The following is a 17,808-nucleotide window of genomic DNA, read 5'->3' as shown; positions in this document are numbered from 1 at the left end:
ATTGCCCGCGAATAGCGGGAAAGAGCGTGATTAGGCAGGAGGGAAGCAATAGAAAATGTGAAATATTGAACAAAATAGGGGGAGAGACTAATGAAAAATCCGAATTTTCAGTTAGGATTACAAACTTCAAATCTTATACTTGGCTTTATGGTATGGGTAATTTTATCTTCTTTAATGCCATTTATTAAAGCAGACATTGCGTTAACAGCAGGACAGATTTCTCTTGTCACAGCAGTACCAGTTATTTTAGGTTCTATTCTTCGCATTCCAATTGGTTACTGGACCAATCGTTACGGAGCAAGAAAATTATTCTTTATTAGTTTTATTATTCTATTATTCCCGGTCTTTTATATTAGTATGGCAACATCGATGCTAGATTTAATTATTGGCGGTTTATTTGCTGGGGTTGGCGGAGCTGTATTCTCTGTAGGGGTAACATCTCTTCTAAAATACTATCCGAAAGAAAAACATGGCTTTGTAAACGGAATATACGGAATAGGAAATATAGGGACAGCGGTTACATCATTTCTCGCACCAGTACTTGCAACTTCATTTGGCTGGAGAACAACGGTACAAATGTACTTAATCTTACTCGCTACATTTGCATTAGCAAACTTCCTGTTAGGAGATCGTAACGAGAAAAAGGTACATACATCATTAACGGAACAAATTAAAGGTGTATATAAAAATGAAAAGCTTTGGTTCTTATGTATTTTCTATTTCTTAACATTCGGTTCGTTCGTCGCATTTACAGTTTATTTACCGAACTTCCTTGTATCTCACTTTGGTTTAGCGAAAGTAGATGCTGGATTACGTACAGCCGGTTTTATCGCTTTAGCAACAATCATGCGTCCGATTGGGGGCTGGCTCGGCGACAAATTTAATCCATTTAAAATTTTAATCTTTGTCTTTACCGGTTTAACATTAGCAGGAATTATTTTATCATTCATGCCACAGATGAATGTATACACATTCGGTTGTTTATTAGTTGCTTTTTGCGCTGGTACTGGAAATGGAACAATCTTTAAGCTTGTACCAATGTATTTCTCTAAGCAAGCTGGTATTGTAAATGGTCTTGTATCAGCACTTGGCGGACTTGGCGGTTTCTTCCCGCCATTAATCTTAACACTCTTATTCCAACTAACAGGTCATTATGCAATTGGGTTTATGGCGTTATCAGAAGTAGCGCTTGCTTGTTTAGTTATTACTGTTTGGATGTATAGTCAAGAGAAGTTAGTTGCGATGTTACAACATAGATAGTAGAAGAGGGTGTCTCCAAGTTGCGATTTTGGAGACACCTTTTTTTATTTTTTAGGAGAGATTGTTCATGGAAGGCTCTCACCAATCGGGCTCTCCTTTCCAAAAAGCAGCAGGATACATGTGAGAGGAATTATCTCGATAGTATAAGCATACTAGTTTATAGAGTTTATCTTTATGCATAAGGGGAATGAAGAGAATGAACAGGGTAGGAAAAAATGATTTTGTTTCTGGTTTTGTGCCACATCATAACCATGGGTCAGTGGATTATACATCTGTTGTGGGAGGTCATGTCCATCAGTGTCTAGATATAACATCCCCGCCAATTCAGACACAGGAAGGAGGGCATATACATTATACAGAAGGATATGTTTTGTTCGAAGATGGACATACACACTATTACAAGGCGTACTCAGGACCAGCAATTCCAGTTGGAAATGGGATGCATGTTCATTATTACGATTTTTATACGACGGAAAATAATGGGCATAAACACCAGGTTAAGGGAGTGGATCAGCCCGCCCCAGGTGATAAATAAATTAGAATTATTATTTATGTTGGGATGAATAGAAAAAAATAAGATTATTTTTATAGCCAGACTGAACTTTTATTGCTGATATGTTTATATATATCTATTCATAAGAATAGAACTAGCATAGTATTTACTGGAGGGATTGAAAATGAATAGGATACATCCTGATACGGGTGTTACATCTGGAGTGTTTGTTGAACGATCATTAAATGAAATTCGTTTTTGGTCTAGAATCATGAAAGAGCATTCTTTATTTCTTCGATTGGGGTTTAGATGTGAGGATACGCAACTAATCCAAGAGGCTAATCAATTTTACCGATTGTTTGAACATATCGAACAAATTGCACATTCCTATACAAATCAAACAGATCCTGAGCAAATAAAAAGGTTTAATTCAGAAGTACAACAAGCTGCAACTAATATTTTCGGATTTAAACGAAAAATTCTAGGATTAATTCTCACATGTAAATTGCCAGGGCAAAATAATTTTCCACTGTTAGTTGATCATACAAGTAGGGAAGCTAATTATTTTAGAAATCGTTTAATTGAATTAAATGAAGGTAAATTGGATGCTCTTCCTGATGCTATTATTAAAGAAAATGTTTTCTTTTTAAGGATTATGGCAGACCATGCTAAATTTATTGGTCATCTTCTTGATCCATCAGAAAGAAAGCTTGTAGATATGGCCCGGAATTTTAGTAATGATTTTGATGAATTGATGTACCAAGCAATTGACTTAGAATCTATGAAACCACAATCTCAAACAGTTCCTCTTTTAGATCAATTTCTGGATCAAAATCGTGTGTCAGTCACATCTCTTCGGGACTTTAAGAAAACGGCACGTGATTTAATTGAGCAATGTAAAATAAAGAGTATCATTCACCCACTATTAGCAGACCATGTTTTCCGTGAAGCTGATAGATTCCTTGAAATAATTGATATGTTTGATGCTCATCTTACAAGCGCTAAATCACAATCTAGAATGTAATGAATCCTTTACTAGCGGATCATGTTTTAAGAAAAGCGAATCATTTCTTCTTTATGATTCACGTTTTAGAACAGCGATTAAAACAAAAATAAATGGAACAATCTGGACAGTAATCATATAGCTAAGATCTCTAGTTGTAATATGGATATTGAATCATACTCTACAAACCTTTATTATGAATATATTGGATGTTATGTATTATTTTAGGGTTTTTATTTTTTGACATATCAATCGCAGGATTTACGCTGGCTTTTATGTCAATTGTATATACATAGTAAAGGTGGATTTTCATGTTCTTTCAGAAATATAAAGGCTCAATTCTTGCAATAGCTGGTGCTGTTATTTACATGGTTACAACACTTTATTTTAAAGATTTGGAGTATGTATATAGAGTGTGTATCAAAATATCAGCAGGAATCATGATAATTATTGGAGGCATTATGATTGAGGAATCAAATCGCTTCTATAAAAAGCAGAGAGATAACAATGTATGATTGTTTAGAATGATACATGCAAAGTAGAGTGCCTACCGAGTATAAGCTTGGAGGCGCTTTGTTTTTATAAGATAAAAAGAAATCAAATTTATCCTCATAAAAGGATTCAATCTGATTTCTTTTTTTATTTCTGTTATTCTCCTTCTCGCTGTGCCTTTCTTCGCAAGAACCAAGCTCCAAGGAGTGCAAGAGCTCCAGCGATTCCAGTTGTTTCAACAGCAGAACCTGTTTTTGGAAGTGACTGGGATTCTGTTGATTTGTTAACTTGACCTGTTCCATTTGTGTTACTGTTATTAGAACTGTTATTGTCACCGTTAGAATTTCCATTGTTACCGTTATTAGAATTGTTATTGCCACTGTTGGAATTTCCGTTATTACCGTTATTCCCATTTCCATTGTTTGTATTATCTGTTTGTGAGAATACTAGTTTTGTTGCTTCACTTTCTAACCATTTATCAGTCTTTTTGTATCGAATGAGGGCTTTTTTGCCTTCTTCAACTGAAAGGTGTCCATCAATCGCAAAGTTATTCCATGTTTTCCCTTCATCAAGAGAGTATTCCATATGCCCAGATACACCGAAAATCTTCTTGTTTTTCATATCAGCAAGGACAACTGGTGCATCTGGACGATCACTGTGAGCTGAGAATTGATAATCAAAAAAATAACCAAAAGCCTCTTGCCCATTATCAGGCTTAAAATTTTGTTGTAACAATTCAAGATGCTTTTTCGCAAATGGTCCATTTTTCAAATCAAATTTATTTTCTTCAATATTTAAATAAAAAAGTTTAGATGTGTTTAAGTTAGGCAAATCAGTCAGTTTATTGTTATTTAATTGCACATTGCGAAGTATTGCGTTTGGATTGAATTGTATAGAAGAAAGCGCATTTTCTTCTGCAAAGAGATCGTGCAATGCGACATGATTTTCTAAGTTTAAATTTGTTAGGTTGTTGTTAGATACATCGAGTATTTCTAGTTTCGATTCTTTTGGTAAACGTAATTCTTTTATGCCATTATGTACAGCTGACAGAGCAGTTAATTTCGTTTGGTTAGATACATCTAATACAGCAATTTGATTGTTTTCTAAACCCAATGATTGTAGATCTTTATTTTCAGATAATGAAAGTGCGTTGAGCCCTAAGTTGCTTATAGCTAAGTGCTTCAGTTTCTTATTGTTTGATAGATCAATAGAAAGAGCAGATTTGGTTAATGCCTTGTTTACTTTATTATTTGCATACAAATTGAGATTTTCTAAATTTGGTAATAAGTGAAATCCTTGTAAGGAAGTGAATGTCCCCTCATTCGCAATTTCAAGCGTTGTTACTAGCTTTAATTCTTCTTCTGTTACTTTATCATTAGGTGTTTTTCCAAGCTCACTAGCAACTGCGCTGGCGATGGTTGCGTCAGGGAACATTTCTGCGATTGTTTGTTTTACTGGCGCTTGTGCTTGTTGGTTTGCTTCCTCTGTTAATTTTTCTTCTTTTGTAGGTGCTGTTTGCTGAGGTGTTGGTTTATTTTCTTGAGAAGGTGGAGCGGTTGTTTTGCTTTGTTCTTGTACAGGTTTCGTTTGTTCAGTTGGCTTTTGCTCTTGTACAGGTTTTGTTTGTTCAATTGATTGTTGTTGTTCGGACTTTGATTCTTGCTTTTGCGCAGTTTCAGAAGCATTCGTTTGTTTTGATTCAAGTTCTTTTTGATTTACAGTTTCTTTTTTTTCTTCTGAAATGACAGTCTTCGTTTCGTTCGTTTGAGCAAACGTACTCATAGGTTGCAGTAATAAAGATGTAGCTGCGACTGCTGGTAAAGCGTATTTTTTCTTCACTAGAAACCACCTCTGGATTTTGAATTTTAAAAAAACATCACAAGAAATTTATACCAAAAATTACAATAATAATCAATAAAATTAAATTTTTTGTAGGTTTTTCTGCTAATTTTGCTAGATGTATATAAGTCTTTTGTGCTACTTTATCTAACCCTAATGAGTGATTTTAAGAAGTATACAGCCATTTTATAATAGAAGTTGAAAGTATTCTAAAATGGATGGAGAGGGAATTGTATGGAAAAGTGGGTTCAATTTAGAATCGCAAGACCGACAGATAAATTTGAAGAAGTAATTCGATTTTACGAAGAAGGATTAGGGTTAAAACGTATAGGTGTGTTTCATAATCATGAAGGTTATGATGGAGTAATGTTTGGATTACCTGGTGTAGAATATCATTTAGAGTTTACAAGGCATGTAAGCGGAACTCCATGTCCTGCTCCGACAAAAGATAATTTACTTGTATTTTATATACCGGATAAAGTTAAAATTGAAAATGTAAATAATAGATTAAATACAATGGGATATTTTGAAGTTGAACCAGAAAATCCTTATTGGAAAGAAAAAGGAACTACAATAGAAGATCCCGATGGATGGAGAATTGTACTTATGAATACAGAGGGGTTACGCTCCAATAATTAAAGCTATAATCTCACTAATGAAATGAGAATTCTACGGCACGTCCCCTTAATTTTTATTCATAAAATAAAAAATCCTTAATACAATAAACCAATCCGTTCTTTTTCGAAAGGAGGGGTGGGAGATGAGCCGTACAATTAAAATTGATATTACAGACAAGGTAGTGGCGAAGTTTAAGACAGATTATTTGGAATTATACTCTAATAAATTTATGATTGGTAAATTTTATGTCTATACTGAAGAGAAGCAATATGTATTAGAAGATGGTTACTTATATGAAGATGGCAAGTTTTATCGCATCATTGATACACACCGAGATAACAGTCCAGCAGTAGAAGGTTGCGACTTAGGATGGTGTTAATGTGATTCGCGTAAAGATCTTTGATGAAAGTCATGAAAAGGATTTAGAAGAGGCAATCAATGTCTTTTTGAAAAAAATGGACGAAGAACAAATTGTAGATATTAAGTACCAAGTATCGGTTTCGAACAATGATGAAGAGAGTCAGATTTATTGTTTCTCTGCGATGGTTGTATATCGGTCTTAAATACAAAAAGACGGCTTCGTGTCGTCTTTTTTGTATGTAACTAATGATTGGTTTCACTTTATCGGCGGAAATCCCTCATATATCGGCGACTTTTCAAATATATCGACCACTTTTAGCGATATAAAGATTCTTCGACACAATATAAAGACACCTCGGCAAAACTCGACACAATACATCGAAGATACAATCCATCACGAGACGTTTAAATAGGCAGTGTATGAAAAAAAGTGTTGAGAGATTCTCAACACTTTCTTTTACAGTGCGGTGCCTTTTTGCTGCGGTGCAACTGTTTCTTGTTGTTTGGATTTTAAGCATATCCATGCAATAACTAAACTGATAACGGCTAATATAAATGTGCCGCTAAAGATAATATGAACACTAGAAGCGAGCACTTCTTGCGAACGCGCTGCAGTACTTCCGTGTTCTGAAGTTACTAAGTTTACATTTCCGTCTCCAGCGCTGTGGATCACTGTATTGAACATTGTTCCAAATACTGCTGCACCTAGCGTTTGACTAAATGTATTAATAAATGTATTTAAACCGACTGCTGTTCCGCGTTTATTCGCAGGGACAGAAGCTTGAATTGTGACCATAAAGATTGGTGTGATAAGTCCCATTCCAAGGCCAAACATCCCCATTGCAATGTAAATAAGAGATGGATGTGAATGAGTAGATAGTATGAATAATAAGAACGTTGAAGCCGATAAAATGCTGCTGCCAAGTAAAATAATTTGTTTTGTTTGTAAACGGCCAACTAAGTTACCAGACATCATCGCACCAACTGTCCAAACTACAGGAATTGGCATTAAAATCATACCAGCTTCCGTTGCATTTTTTCCTAATACCCCTTGTGTCCAAATTGGAAGGTACATTGTAATACTAATAATCATCGCACCAGCAATTAATGTTAATACGTTTACGATAGATACAGTTCGGTTAGAGAACAACTCTAACGGAATTAATGGTTCTGGTGATTTTTTTTCTACAAGTAAGAAAAGAATAAATGCGATAACGGCAAATACTAGCAGACCGATAATTGTGATATCGCCCCAGTTTTGCTGCTGACTTCCTGTTAGTAGTGCATAAAGTAAGGCAATCGTACTAAGTGAGAAGATCATCGCACCTGGATAATCGATATGATGTTTTGCTGGTTTGATAGATTCTTTATAAGAAATCGCAATCATTGCACAAGCAAAGATTCCAAATGGAATGTTTAAGAAAAAGATATAACGCCAAGATAGTGAATCAACTAAAAATCCGCCAACTAACGGTCCGACAACACCAGATACACCCCAAACAGCGCTCAGCCAACCTTGTGCTTTTGCTCTGTCTTTTGCTTCGCTATATAAGTCACCGATAATTGTCATTGTAATTGGCATAACAGCACCTGCTCCTACTCCTTGCAGGGCGCGGAATAGAATTAATTGCTCCATCGATGTTGCAACGCCGCATAATGTCGAGCCGATTAAAAAGATGGCAGCTCCAGTTAATAGTACTTTTTTACGTCCAAATAAGTCGGCTAGCTTCCCGTAAATCGGTGTTGTGACTGCGGTTGCTAACATATAAATGGCATACACCCAGCTTACAAGTCCTACTCCTGAAAGTTCGCTTGTAATGCGAGGTACCGCTGTGCTAACAATCGTTCCTTCAACAGCAGAAAGAAACGTCATTAGCATTAAAGACATCATTACTTTTTTTCTCATCTGTTTTCCCCTTTAGCTTTTTTACAATTACAAATGAAAAGGAGACTATAATTAGGCTCCTTTTTTACTACTATATGGTAGCATTTTGACCAGCAGTCATTCCAGCAATTCGGCCTGTAACGAATGCGGAAGTAATATTATACCCGCCCGTATAGCCGTGAATATCAAGAATTTCTCCGCAGAAATATAAGCCGTTCATGAGTTTTGATGACATTTCTTTCGGATTAATTTCTTTCACCGACACACCGCCGCCTGTTACGAATGCTTTTTCAAGAGGCTGCGTTCCGTTTACGGTAAAGGTAAATCCTTTGAAGTCAGCAGCAAGAGCACGGATCTTTTCGTGAGAAATTTGTCCGCATTGCTGACTGCCGTCAATTTCATTTTTCTCTAATAGGAATAAGAAATAACGCTCAGGCACATAACCTTTCAGTACATTCTTTATTGCCTTTTTCGATTCTTCTTTCATTTGTTTCATCATGCGCTGGAAAAGTTGTTCGCCATGTTCTTCTGGCAACGCATCAATGCTCATTGTGACGTTGTTTGTTTTGAACTTTTTCATTGTTTTCAGGGCGAATTGACTACAGCGAAGAGCAGCTGGTCCAGACACACCAAAGTGAGTAAAGAGCATATCCATCTTATGAGAGATAACAGGTTTCCCTTTTGGATTTAATACGCTTAGTTCTACATCACGAAGCGCTATGCCTTGTAATGTACGGTCACGAATAAATGGTTCATTCGAAAGAAGTGGTACTTCCGTTGGGAATAGTTCTGTAATCGTATGCCCTGCTTTTTCCGCCCAAGCGTAGCCATCCCCAGTAGAGCCTGTATGCGGCACTGATTTCCCGCCAACGGCAATCACGACATGATTTGTTTCCAGCACTTCACCATTTTGCAGGATAACAGCTTTCGTTTGGCCATTTTCATACTCTACAGTTTTCACAGGAAGATTTGTCCGAATCGTTACGCGCAGTTCCTTTAAACGCGTGAGCAGTGCATCTACAACGGACTGTGCTTTATTTGATACAGGGAACATACGACCATGATCTTCTTCTTTTAATTTAACGCCCAGCTTTTCGAAAAACTGAATAATATCTTCATTATTAAAAATCGAAAAGGCGCTATATAAGAAACGACCATTTCCCGGAATATGTTTTACAATTTCATCGAGCGGCAGACGGTTCGTTACGTTGCAGCGTCCGCCGCCAGAAATCGCAAGCTTTCTTCCTAATTTGTCGCCCTTATCAAGAAGTAAAACGCGTGCACCTTCTTCAGCAGCACCGATCGCTGCCATTAAACCAGAAGGACCGCCACCAATGACAATTACATCATAATGCATATAAATCGACCTCATTTTCTTATTTTGCTGCATTCAAGAATATCATGTTTTCATAGAAAAGAAAAATGAAGGGATATACTGTTAAGAGGATAAAGTGTGATACAATACAAAGGTTGGAGTACAGGGTTTTGAATAATGTAGGAGGATTTTTTTATGTCCGATTCAAAATTTTTACGCGGAACGCTTATTGTGACGCTTGGGACATTTTTAGTAAAGTTCCTCGGCATGATTTATGTTTTTCCGTTTCATGCGTTAGTTGGCACAGAAGGCGGGGCGCTATACACGTATGGATATATTCCATATACAATCTTTTTAAGTATCGCAACGGCAGGGGTGCCGCTTGCAGTTTCGAAGTTTGTTTCGAAATATAATGCACTTGGAGATTATAAGACGAGCCGAAGAATGTTTCGCTCCGGTATGGTTATGATGATCATAAGCGGAATCCTTTCCTTTTTAGTCTTATATATGACAGCGCCGTTCTTTGCTGAGGCGATGCTAGGGAAGCAAAATTTACATAATAGCTTAGAAGATGTAACAATGATTATTCGTCTCGTTAGCTTTGCGCTTCTTGTAGTACCAGCGGCGAGTTTAATTCGCGGTTATTTTCAAGGATTCCAATCAATGGGACCAACGACCGTTTCACAAATTATTGAACAAATTATTCGGATTGTATTTTTACTTATAGGTAGTTTTATCGTTATAAAAGTAATGAAAGGTTCGGTCGCAACAGCAGTTGGGGTGGCGACATTTGCAGCGTTTGTTTCCGCTGTCGGAGCATTGGCTGTCCTCATTTGGTATTGGAGGAAGCGAAAGCATCATTTAGAGCAACACATTATCAATCAAACAGCACCAGAGTCAACCGTTAAAACAGTTGACTTATTTAAAGAACTGTTTGCGTATGCAATTCCTTATGTTGTGATTGGGTTAACGATTCCGCTTTATCAGCAAATTGACACGTTAACGTTTAATGCCATTATGCAAGCAATTGGACAAGGGGATATTGCAGAACGTGCTCTTGGTATTTTTACAATGTGGACACATAAGTTAATTATGATTCCAGTATCGCTTGCAACGGCGTATAGCTTAACGCTCGTACCGGCAATTACAAAATCGTTTACAGAAGGACAGTTCAGTTATTTGAAGCAGCAAATTACCCAAACGTTTCAAGTGAATATGTTTTTAACATTACCAGCAGTCATTGGAATTTCCACGTTAGCGTATCCAATTTATACCGCATTTTATGAAGCTGATCCGCTCGGCGGAAAAGTATTAATGTGGTATGCTCCAGTTGCGTTATTGTTTGCATTGTTCACAGTAACAGCAGCTATTTTGCAAGGGATTAACCAGCAAAAGCATGCGATCATTGCACTTGGCATAGGCGTTATTTTAAAATTCTTATGTAATGTGATGTTTATTCGTTATTTTGGAACGGTTGGTGCGGTCGTAGCAACAGGTGTAGCGTTCGCTGTATCCATTTGGTATACAAATAAACAAATTCAAAAATATGCGCAATTTTCATTTGCACTTGTGTATAAACGAACGTTTCAAATTGCAGTATTAACAGCTGTGATGGTTGTAGTTGTTAACATATTATTATGGATTCTTTCCTTTATGCTTCCATATGAGACAAGTCGATTTGCAGCATTAGTTGCAGTTTTCATTTGTGCAATGGGAGGAGCAGCTGTGTATGGATATTTAGCATTCCGTACCGGCGTAATAGAGCGAGTATTTGGCGGTGAATTTTTAAAGAAGATTCAGCGTAAACTTGGTGGTAGATTGAAGATAAAAACGAAAGGGGCGTAAATGGTGCGCCTCTCTTTTTCTAATTATATAAAGCAGGTGAAATGATGAGATTAGATAAGTTATTAGCAAACATGGGCTATGGTAGCCGTAAAGAAGTGAAAAAATTATTAAAAGATGGCGTTGTCAAAATAGATGGCGTATCAGTGAAAGATGCGAAATATCACGTGAACGTTGAAGAACAAGAAGTTATGATTCACGGTGAAGTAGTAGAGTATAAAGAATTCATATACTTAATGATGCATAAACCACAAGGTGTCATTTCGGCAACAGAAGATGACAATCATGAAACAGTTATCGATTTATTAGAAATGGAAGATGCGATTTTTGATCCATTCCCAGTTGGAAGACTCGATATTGATACAGAAGGTTTTCTGTTAATAACAAATGACGGAAAGCTAGCGCATCAACTTCTTTCTCCGAAAAAGCACGTGCCGAAAAAATACTTTGCAAGAGTAGCAGGGAAAGTGACAGAAGAAGATGTTGCAGCGTTCAAAAAAGGCGTTATTTTAGAAGATGGATATGAAACAAAGCCAGGTGATTTAACAATTCTACAAAGCGATGACGTGTCTGAAATTGAACTCGTTATTACAGAAGGAAAGTTTCATCAAGTAAAGCGCATGTTTGAAGCGGTTGGCAAAAAGGTTGTGTACTTAAAGCGTACAGAGATGGGGCCTTTAGTATTAGATGAGGAATTAGAGCTTGGGCAGTACCGTGAATTGACAGACGAAGAAGTAGAGATGTTGAAGTCTTGTCATACGCAAGTAGAAAGATAAGTTGAAAAACCGAAAAAACCTTTCTTTTTAAGGTGGGCGAGGGGTTCTGGCGATGCTTAGTAGCGGTCAGGGCCTTTTTTTGCCACTTGCGGTGTTAAAACAAAGGGATGAAGCGAGTGGGGGTTACTTTTTGTTTTCGTAAGCGGTGAATTAGAGGTTGAGGTATCGAGATGAAAAGGTATGCAACCCTCTTTTTTTGTCACCTGCTTTGTTAAAACAAAGAGAGAAAACAAGTGCAGGGCACGTTTTGTTTTAGTTGGCAGTGAATTATATCATAATCAAAAAGACCCCCATTCTTTTTATTAAGAATGGGGTATGTATATAATAAATCAAGTTATACTCATCACGAGGTCATTCTCACTTTCTTTCCTGTTGTTGTCCACTTGCCGCGGCAAGGGCTATACACGAGTTCATTAAATTGCAACACATTCAGATCGCGCTGTATCGTTCGCGGTGTGATCCCGAACTCATCTACAAGGTCTTGCGTCGTTACGGTGCCTTTCTCATTAATGTACATATAGATTGATTTAATACGTGTTAGCATACGAGTAGTTGTAGGTTTTATCAAAAAAACCACTCCTCTACAAGTTTTTTGACCCATTCAGGAAAGAAGGTCGTTATTTTCATTGTACTCCAGATGAAAAAAAACATGCTCTAACTTGCTCAATTTTTACGAAATTTTAACATATTCCCGAAAAAAGTCCCATTTTCAAGCGCGTGACGGACAGCAACCCAGAGGTAAGGGGGAATTTCGGTTAGGTATAGCATAAAGTAATTCTTGGCAAATACACGCATGTTTTGCCCATCCATATGAGGATGTAGTTTCCCTTCGCCAATGTTTGTAGGTGTTGGCAACTTCTTATATGAAGGCTTGTGGTTGACCGTTCTTTCCCAATCAGAACTGTTACAGAGCCACCATAGAGCCAAGAACTAGGGAATCATTCACCTACAAACGGAGTCCACGAAAGACTTAGGCTAGACAACCAGGGCTTATTTCAAGCCCCCACTTCAAACCGGGTTAGCGTTTAAGTGGTGGGTAGTTGACCATCTGCTAGAGTCTATAGAAAGAAAGTTGTTGACATTCTGTTTCTCTTTACCAACTATCTTATAAATTTCTACGTAAAACGTCAAATTCCTGCAAATAATTTAATAAAAATAAGAAAAAACTAATTTTAATAATCTGAAATATTATAATTGTTCGTTATTGAACTTGAGCTTGCTAGCATAAAAAGAGATCGTTTGCTATGATGAAAAAGAGAATATAGAAGAGGGTGAAAGTATGACAAATATAAATTGGATGCAAGAAGTAGAGAAACGAAAAGATGCTCTAATCCATGATGTACAGCAATTTTTACAAATTAAAAGTGTATGGGAAGAAGAAACGGCAAAAGAAGGTGCACCGTTTGGAGAAGGTGTAGCAAATGCATTATCTTTCATGCTAGATAAGGGAGAGTCTGACCGATTTCTTTCGAAAAATTTAGAGGGATATGCAGGGCATTTAGAAATGGGACAAGGAGAAGAAATCGTTGGTATTTTATGTCACGTCGATGTCGTACCAGAAGGAGACGGCTGGACAACGCCGGCATATAGCGCTGATATTCGTGACGGTAAAATCTTTGCACGCGGTGCGATTGATGATAAAGGCCCAACAATGGCAGCTTACTACGCAATGAAAATTGTAAAAGAACTAGAATTGCCACTTTCTAAACGCGTTCGCATGATTTTAGGAACGGATGAAGAAAGTAACTGGAAGTGCGTAGACCATTACTTTAAACACGAAGAAATGCCAACGATGGGCTTTGCTCCAGATGCAGATTTTCCAATTATTAATGCGGAAAAAGGAATTTGCGATTTATATGTTGTCCAAAATAAAAAAGAACACGTAGCAGGAGAACATATATTAGTATCCTTCTCATCCGGACGCCGATTAAATATGGTTCCTGATTTTGCAGAGGCTACCCTAACGAGCGAAAAAGCAGCAGAACTTGCAAATCAGTATGAACAATATATACAAGAAGGAAAGAAAAACGGGAAAGCAATTGTCGATGGAAATACAGTTACACTGCAAGTAGAAGGGATTTCGGCACACGGTTCTACACCGGAACAAGGAGAAAATGCTGGCTTAACACTTGTGAACTTCTTAACGACAATCTCTTTAGATGAACAAGGCGGCGCATTTGCTAGTTTAGCGGCAGAAACATTTACAAATGATACGCTTGGAGAAAAAGCTGGCATTGCGTATGCAGATGAAATTACAGGTCCATTAACAGTAAACGTTGGTCTTCTCTCTTATACAAAAGAAGAAGGCGGTAAACTAGGATTAAACATTCGTTATCCAGTTACAACAAACTTAGAAGGAACGCTGCAAACATTAACAAATTATGTGAATGCAAAAGACTTTGCTATTACAAATGTCTCAGATTCTCGTCCGCATCACGTTGATAAAGATCACGTATTAATTCGTACACTTCAGCGTGTATATGAAGAACAAACAGGAGAAAAAGCCGAGTTACTAGCAATTGGCGGCGGTACATATGCACGTTCATTGAAAGCTGGCGTTGCGTTCGGTCCGCTATTCCCAGGAAAAGAAGAATTAGCGCATCAGAAAGATGAGTATATTGAGATTGAGGATTTGCTTAAGGCAACAGCGATTTATGCACATGCGATTTATGAATTAGCGAAATAGAAGTATGGGAATGAAAAAACATAAAACCTTTCTTTTTTTAGGTGGGCGAGAGGTACTGGCTATGCATAGAAGCGGTTAGGGCCAGTTTCTGCCACGTACTGTGTGAAAACAAAGGGAGGAAACGAGTGTAAGTCACTTTTTGTTTTTCGTACATGCGATTTATGTGTTGAAAAATTGAACTTTTATTAGTGGAGTAAACAGTGGATGAACCGCTCTCGATCAGGGGAGCGGCTTCTTTCATATGTATGGAGAATCAGCTTCACACGAATAATAGGTGTATCCTAAAAAAGGAGAGAGAAAAGATGGCGAGACATTATTTTCTTGCGGTGAAGTTACCAAATGAGATAAAGAGCATATTGGCAGAGTGGAAAGAATTAATAGAAGAAACGACGCCGTTTCGTTCTTGGGTTCATAAAGAAGATTATCATATTACACTTTCGTTTTTAGGAAGTGCTGAGGAAGGGCAGCTTGAAAAATTGAAACAAGATTTGCAGCAACTGGCTAAAATATCTCGTTTTTTACTTACATTGCAAGGGTGTCATACATTTGGTGTAAAGGAACAGCCGCGTGTGTTTTGGGTTGGAGTGAAAGAAGAACAGGCTTTGTTTGATTTACAAAAACAAGTGTATACGATATGTGAGCAAAATGGTTTTCAATTAGAAACGCGTCCGTATCATCCTCATATTACCGTGGCTCGAAAATGGAAGGGAGAAGAAGCGTTTGATAAAAATCAGCTTCCAGCCCTGCCGTCGCGTATATTTGAAGTGGAAACAGTAGCGTTATACGAAACACATGTAGAACGGATGCCGAAGTATGAGGCAATTTATGAAATATCTTTACAGAATGCACAAGCTTGAAAACGTTTTCTGATTTTTTGAATATACTATAGAAAATGGAATGTCTCTTGGGAGGGCGTGGATACATATGTTAAGCGTACAGCGTACATTTGAAGCATATTTAGATGAAATGGATAAAATTACAGTTTTACTTCCGCATGCGTACGGGACGAGTAGCGTATTCCATTTAAAACAAGGTGCGAATGAATGGGAGCTTTCCATTCATAGTATCACCTCTCTTCCAGATGTAATGAAATATGAATGTAAAGTGAGTGAACCCATTATATTGAGTAATTGTTATATCATACGCGATGAACGTAAGGTAGAAACCGACTTACAGATGGGTGCTGTTATTCGGACAGAGAAATTTGATGAGTTATATATGTATGAAGGACGCGATTTAGGTGCTTCTTATTCCAGTGATCAAACTGTATTTAAAGTGTGGGCGCCAACAGCTACAAAAGCAAAAGTTCGCATTTATGAAACCGGGGCAGTGTATAAAGATTATGAAATGGAAGCACAGGAAAAAGGGGTTTGGAGTTACGAGTTAATGGGCGACTGGGACGGTGCAAAGTATACCTTTCTTGTGTGCATTAATTTAATTTGGCGAGAAGTGGTTGATCCATATGCAAAATCAGTGTCTGTAAACGGTACGTACGGAATTGTCGTTAACCTTGCGAAAACATATGTGCAAGATGAGGAATCATTACCTCTCATGGCTTCTATGACAGATGCTGTTATTTATGAGGCGCATATTCGTGATATGACAGTTCATCCTCATAGCGGAGCAATGTATAAAGGGAAATATCTCGGTTTAGCAGAAGAAGGAACGACAGGAGAACGAGGGACGTTAACAGGTCTGTCTTATATAAAGGAATTAGGCGTTACCCATCTTGAACTATTACCGATTCATCAGTACGCCGGAGTCGATGAGGAGCAACCATTTGCAGCATATAATTGGGGGTATAATCCGTTATTTTACAATGTTCCAAATGGTAGTTATGCAACAAATCCTCTCGATCCGTACAATCGAATTGTTGAATGTAAACAAATGATTCAAGCACTTCATCGAAATGGTTTGCGCGTCATTATCGATGTGGTTTATAACCATGTGTATGAAAGAGAAACATCTTCTTTTGAAAAGCTTGTTCCTGGCTACTATTTTCGGCACGACGAAAATGGAATGCCGTCAAATGGGACGGGGGTTGGGAACGATATTGCCTCAGAGCGTAATATGGTGCGTAAGTTTATTGTCGATTCTGTTTTATATTGGTTAACAGAATATAAAGTGGATGGTTTCCGGTTTGATTTAATGGGAATTTTAGATGTTGCGACAATGAACGAAATTCGTCAGAAAGTAAATGAAGTAAAAGAGCATGTCATATTATTAGGTGAAGGATGGGATTTACAAACACCGCTTGCTTCGGACCAGAAGGCAACATTACAAAATGCAGCGAAACTACCATGTATCGCTCAGTTTAATGATCAATTTCGCGATGGGATTAAAGGAAGTACATTTGACGTGCAAAAACGCGGATATGCGCTTGGGGAGACAACAAATAAAGAGCATATCCAATACTTGGTTACGGGAAGTATCCCTTATGTAAAACAGAAAAGTTTATTTATAGAACCTATGCAAAGCATTAATTATGTAGAATGTCACGATAATATGACGATGTGGGATAAGATTATCGGCAGTAATAAAGAAGAGGAGCCTATGCAAAAACGTCGTCATCGCCTTGCGACAACGATGACATTATTATCGCAAGGTATTCCGTTTTTACATGCTGGTCAAGAATTTTATCGCACAAAGCAAGGAAATGAAAATAGCTATAACGCCCCGGACTGTATCAATCAAATAGACTGGGATCAAAAAGAGCGAGAAGAAGAAACAATTTCTTATATAAAGGGAATCATTCGGATTCGCAAATCACACGGGGCCTTTCGTTTTCCGTCTTCTGAATGCATGAAGAGACATGTGTCTTTTTTTGATACAGCTCCTTCTGTCATTGCCTATTATTTACAAGATGTGCAGCAGTTTGGGGTGTGGAAAGAAATTGTTGTGTTATTTCATAACGGAACAGAGAAGCAAACAGTTTCCTTGCCTAAAGGTGGTACATGGCATATTCTTGCAAATGAGGGAACGGCACATGAAAATCCAATTTCTTCATTTGAGGGAGATACAATTGTCATTGCTCCAATTAGTACGTATATATTGACGAAATTGTGACAAATCGACCCTTGACGATGCGAATATAATAAATGTAGAATTGAACAAGGTGGCTATTTAGTTAAGTTGCCAGTCTATTATTATTTTTGTAAAATAAAGTAAGAGAGAGCAGCTTGTCTGTTTCTTTTTCACTTTTATTTACTACTTGAAGCAGAATGGATGGAAGCCATGGG

General features: G+C 37.5%; 16 protein-coding genes. 12 read left to right on the top strand and 4 right to left on the bottom strand.

Annotated elements, in window-relative coordinates:
* Positions 1 to 90 precede the first annotated feature (90 nt).
* From BR72_RS19920 to BR72_RS19905, 4 genes are all read left to right on the top strand, one after another.
* Positions 91 to 1,260 carry a nitrate/nitrite transporter gene (locus BR72_RS19920; protein ID WP_035436024.1) on the top strand — a complete coding sequence of 390 codons (1,170 nt, stop codon included), beginning with the start codon at positions 91 to 93 and terminating at the stop codon, positions 1,258 to 1,260.
* 196 nt (positions 1,261 to 1,456) lie between these two features.
* Complete coding sequence (locus tag BR72_RS19915) at positions 1,457 to 1,795, top strand: YmaF family protein (protein WP_035436021.1); 339 nt, start codon at positions 1,457 to 1,459, stop codon at positions 1,793 to 1,795.
* 142 nt (positions 1,796 to 1,937) lie between these two features.
* Positions 1,938 to 2,777 carry a DUF2935 domain-containing protein gene (locus BR72_RS19910; protein ID WP_035436019.1) on the top strand — a complete coding sequence of 280 codons (840 nt, stop codon included), beginning with the start codon at positions 1,938 to 1,940 and terminating at the stop codon, positions 2,775 to 2,777.
* Between the two features lie 290 nt (positions 2,778 to 3,067).
* Positions 3,068 to 3,271 (top strand): hypothetical protein, encoded by a 204-nt coding sequence (locus BR72_RS19905; protein ID WP_035436018.1) that lies wholly within the window; start codon positions 3,068 to 3,070, stop codon positions 3,269 to 3,271.
* Positions 3,272 to 3,404: 133 nt separating this feature from the next.
* On the opposite strand, the gene BR72_RS19900 is transcribed toward BR72_RS19905, so the two are convergent.
* Positions 3,405 to 5,087: an LPXTG cell wall anchor domain-containing protein gene (locus BR72_RS19900; RefSeq protein ID WP_035436016.1), complete on the bottom strand. Its 1,683-nt coding sequence runs from the start codon at positions 5,085 to 5,087 to the stop codon at positions 3,405 to 3,407.
* A gap of 234 nt (positions 5,088 to 5,321) precedes the next feature.
* Between BR72_RS19900 and BR72_RS19895 the strand changes: the two genes are divergently transcribed.
* The 3 genes from BR72_RS19895 (at position 5,322) to BR72_RS19885 (ending at position 6,268) form a co-directional block, all read left to right on the top strand.
* Positions 5,322 to 5,726, top strand: a complete 405-nt coding sequence (locus BR72_RS19895) for a VOC family protein (RefSeq protein WP_035436014.1) — start codon at positions 5,322 to 5,324, stop codon at positions 5,724 to 5,726.
* Between the two features lie 121 nt (positions 5,727 to 5,847).
* Complete coding sequence (locus BR72_RS19890; protein ID WP_035436012.1) at positions 5,848 to 6,084, top strand: DUF2553 family protein; 237 nt, start codon at positions 5,848 to 5,850, stop codon at positions 6,082 to 6,084.
* Position 6,085: 1 nt separating this feature from the next.
* A complete protein-coding gene (locus tag BR72_RS19885) occupies positions 6,086 to 6,268 on the top strand; it encodes a sporulation protein Cse60 (protein ID WP_020060291.1) in 183 nt (60 codons plus the stop codon).
* Between the two features lie 254 nt (positions 6,269 to 6,522).
* Here the strand turns inward: BR72_RS19885 and BR72_RS19880 are convergent, their stop codons facing one another.
* Together BR72_RS19880 and BR72_RS19875 are read right to left on the bottom strand one after the other, a co-directional pair.
* Positions 6,523 to 7,971: an MDR family MFS transporter gene (locus BR72_RS19880; protein ID WP_035436009.1), complete on the bottom strand. Its 1,449-nt coding sequence runs from the start codon at positions 7,969 to 7,971 to the stop codon at positions 6,523 to 6,525.
* A gap of 70 nt (positions 7,972 to 8,041) precedes the next feature.
* Positions 8,042 to 9,307: a BaiN/RdsA family NAD(P)/FAD-dependent oxidoreductase gene (locus tag BR72_RS19875; RefSeq protein ID WP_035436007.1), complete on the bottom strand. Its 1,266-nt coding sequence runs from the start codon at positions 9,305 to 9,307 to the stop codon at positions 8,042 to 8,044.
* Positions 9,308 to 9,460: 153 nt separating this feature from the next.
* Between BR72_RS19875 and BR72_RS19870 the strand changes: the two genes are divergently transcribed.
* Together BR72_RS19870 and BR72_RS19865 are read left to right on the top strand one after the other, a co-directional pair.
* Positions 9,461 to 11,110 (top strand): putative polysaccharide biosynthesis protein, encoded by a 1,650-nt coding sequence (locus BR72_RS19870; protein WP_035436006.1) that lies wholly within the window; start codon positions 9,461 to 9,463, stop codon positions 11,108 to 11,110.
* A 44-nt stretch (positions 11,111 to 11,154) separates the two neighbouring features.
* Positions 11,155 to 11,883, top strand: a complete 729-nt coding sequence (locus tag BR72_RS19865; protein WP_035436002.1) for a pseudouridine synthase — start codon at positions 11,155 to 11,157, stop codon at positions 11,881 to 11,883.
* Between the two features lie 343 nt (positions 11,884 to 12,226).
* On the opposite strand, the gene BR72_RS19860 is transcribed toward BR72_RS19865, so the two are convergent.
* Positions 12,227 to 12,448 carry a DeoR family transcriptional regulator gene (locus BR72_RS19860; protein WP_035436379.1) on the bottom strand — a complete coding sequence of 74 codons (222 nt, stop codon included), beginning with the start codon at positions 12,446 to 12,448 and terminating at the stop codon, positions 12,227 to 12,229.
* 714 nt (positions 12,449 to 13,162) lie between these two features.
* Here BR72_RS19860 and pepV point away from each other — a divergent pair.
* The 3 genes from pepV (at position 13,163) to pulA (ending at position 17,635) form a co-directional block, all read left to right on the top strand.
* Positions 13,163 to 14,569 carry a dipeptidase PepV gene (gene pepV, locus BR72_RS19850; RefSeq protein WP_035435998.1) on the top strand — a complete coding sequence of 469 codons (1,407 nt, stop codon included), beginning with the start codon at positions 13,163 to 13,165 and terminating at the stop codon, positions 14,567 to 14,569.
* A gap of 302 nt (positions 14,570 to 14,871) precedes the next feature.
* On the top strand, positions 14,872 to 15,426 hold the full coding sequence (gene thpR, locus BR72_RS19845; protein ID WP_035435995.1) for an RNA 2',3'-cyclic phosphodiesterase: 555 nt from the start codon (positions 14,872 to 14,874) through the stop codon (positions 15,424 to 15,426).
* Between the two features lie 67 nt (positions 15,427 to 15,493).
* Positions 15,494 to 17,635: a type I pullulanase gene (pulA, locus tag BR72_RS19840; protein WP_035435992.1), complete on the top strand. Its 2,142-nt coding sequence runs from the start codon at positions 15,494 to 15,496 to the stop codon at positions 17,633 to 17,635.
* Positions 17,636 to 17,808 lie beyond the last annotated feature (173 nt).

Source organism: Bacillus sp. UNC322MFChir4.1 (genome assembly GCF_000746135.1).
In the GTDB taxonomy this organism is placed as follows: domain Bacteria; phylum Bacillota; class Bacilli; order Bacillales; family Bacillaceae_G; genus Bacillus_A.
This window is presented reverse-complemented; position numbering and strand designations above follow the sequence as displayed.

Bases quoted from the DNA above. Each gene is read 5' to 3' on its own strand.
- BR72_RS19920 (WP_035436024.1), top strand. From the start codon at position 91: ATGAAAAATCCGAATTTTCAGTTAGGATTACAAACTTCAAATCTTATA.
- BR72_RS19915 (WP_035436021.1), top strand. From the start codon at position 1,457: ATGAACAGGGTAGGAAAAAATGATTTTGTTTCTGGTTTTGTGCCACAT.
- BR72_RS19910 (WP_035436019.1), top strand. From the start codon at position 1,938: ATGAATAGGATACATCCTGATACGGGTGTTACATCTGGAGTGTTTGTT.
- BR72_RS19905 (WP_035436018.1), top strand. From the start codon at position 3,068: ATGTTCTTTCAGAAATATAAAGGCTCAATTCTTGCAATAGCTGGTGCT.
- BR72_RS19895 (WP_035436014.1), top strand. From the start codon at position 5,322: ATGGAAAAGTGGGTTCAATTTAGAATCGCAAGACCGACAGATAAATTT.
- BR72_RS19890 (WP_035436012.1), top strand. From the start codon at position 5,848: ATGAGCCGTACAATTAAAATTGATATTACAGACAAGGTAGTGGCGAAG.
- BR72_RS19880 (WP_035436009.1), bottom strand. From the start codon at position 7,971: ATGAGAAAAAAAGTAATGATGTCTTTAATGCTAATGACGTTTCTTTCT.
- BR72_RS19875 (WP_035436007.1), bottom strand. From the start codon at position 9,307: ATGCATTATGATGTAATTGTCATTGGTGGCGGTCCTTCTGGTTTAATG.
- BR72_RS19870 (WP_035436006.1), top strand. From the start codon at position 9,461: ATGTCCGATTCAAAATTTTTACGCGGAACGCTTATTGTGACGCTTGGG.
- BR72_RS19865 (WP_035436002.1), top strand. From the start codon at position 11,155: ATGAGATTAGATAAGTTATTAGCAAACATGGGCTATGGTAGCCGTAAA.
- pepV (WP_035435998.1), top strand. From the start codon at position 13,163: ATGACAAATATAAATTGGATGCAAGAAGTAGAGAAACGAAAAGATGCT.
- thpR (WP_035435995.1), top strand. From the start codon at position 14,872: ATGGCGAGACATTATTTTCTTGCGGTGAAGTTACCAAATGAGATAAAG.
- pulA (WP_035435992.1), top strand. From the start codon at position 15,494: ATGTTAAGCGTACAGCGTACATTTGAAGCATATTTAGATGAAATGGAT.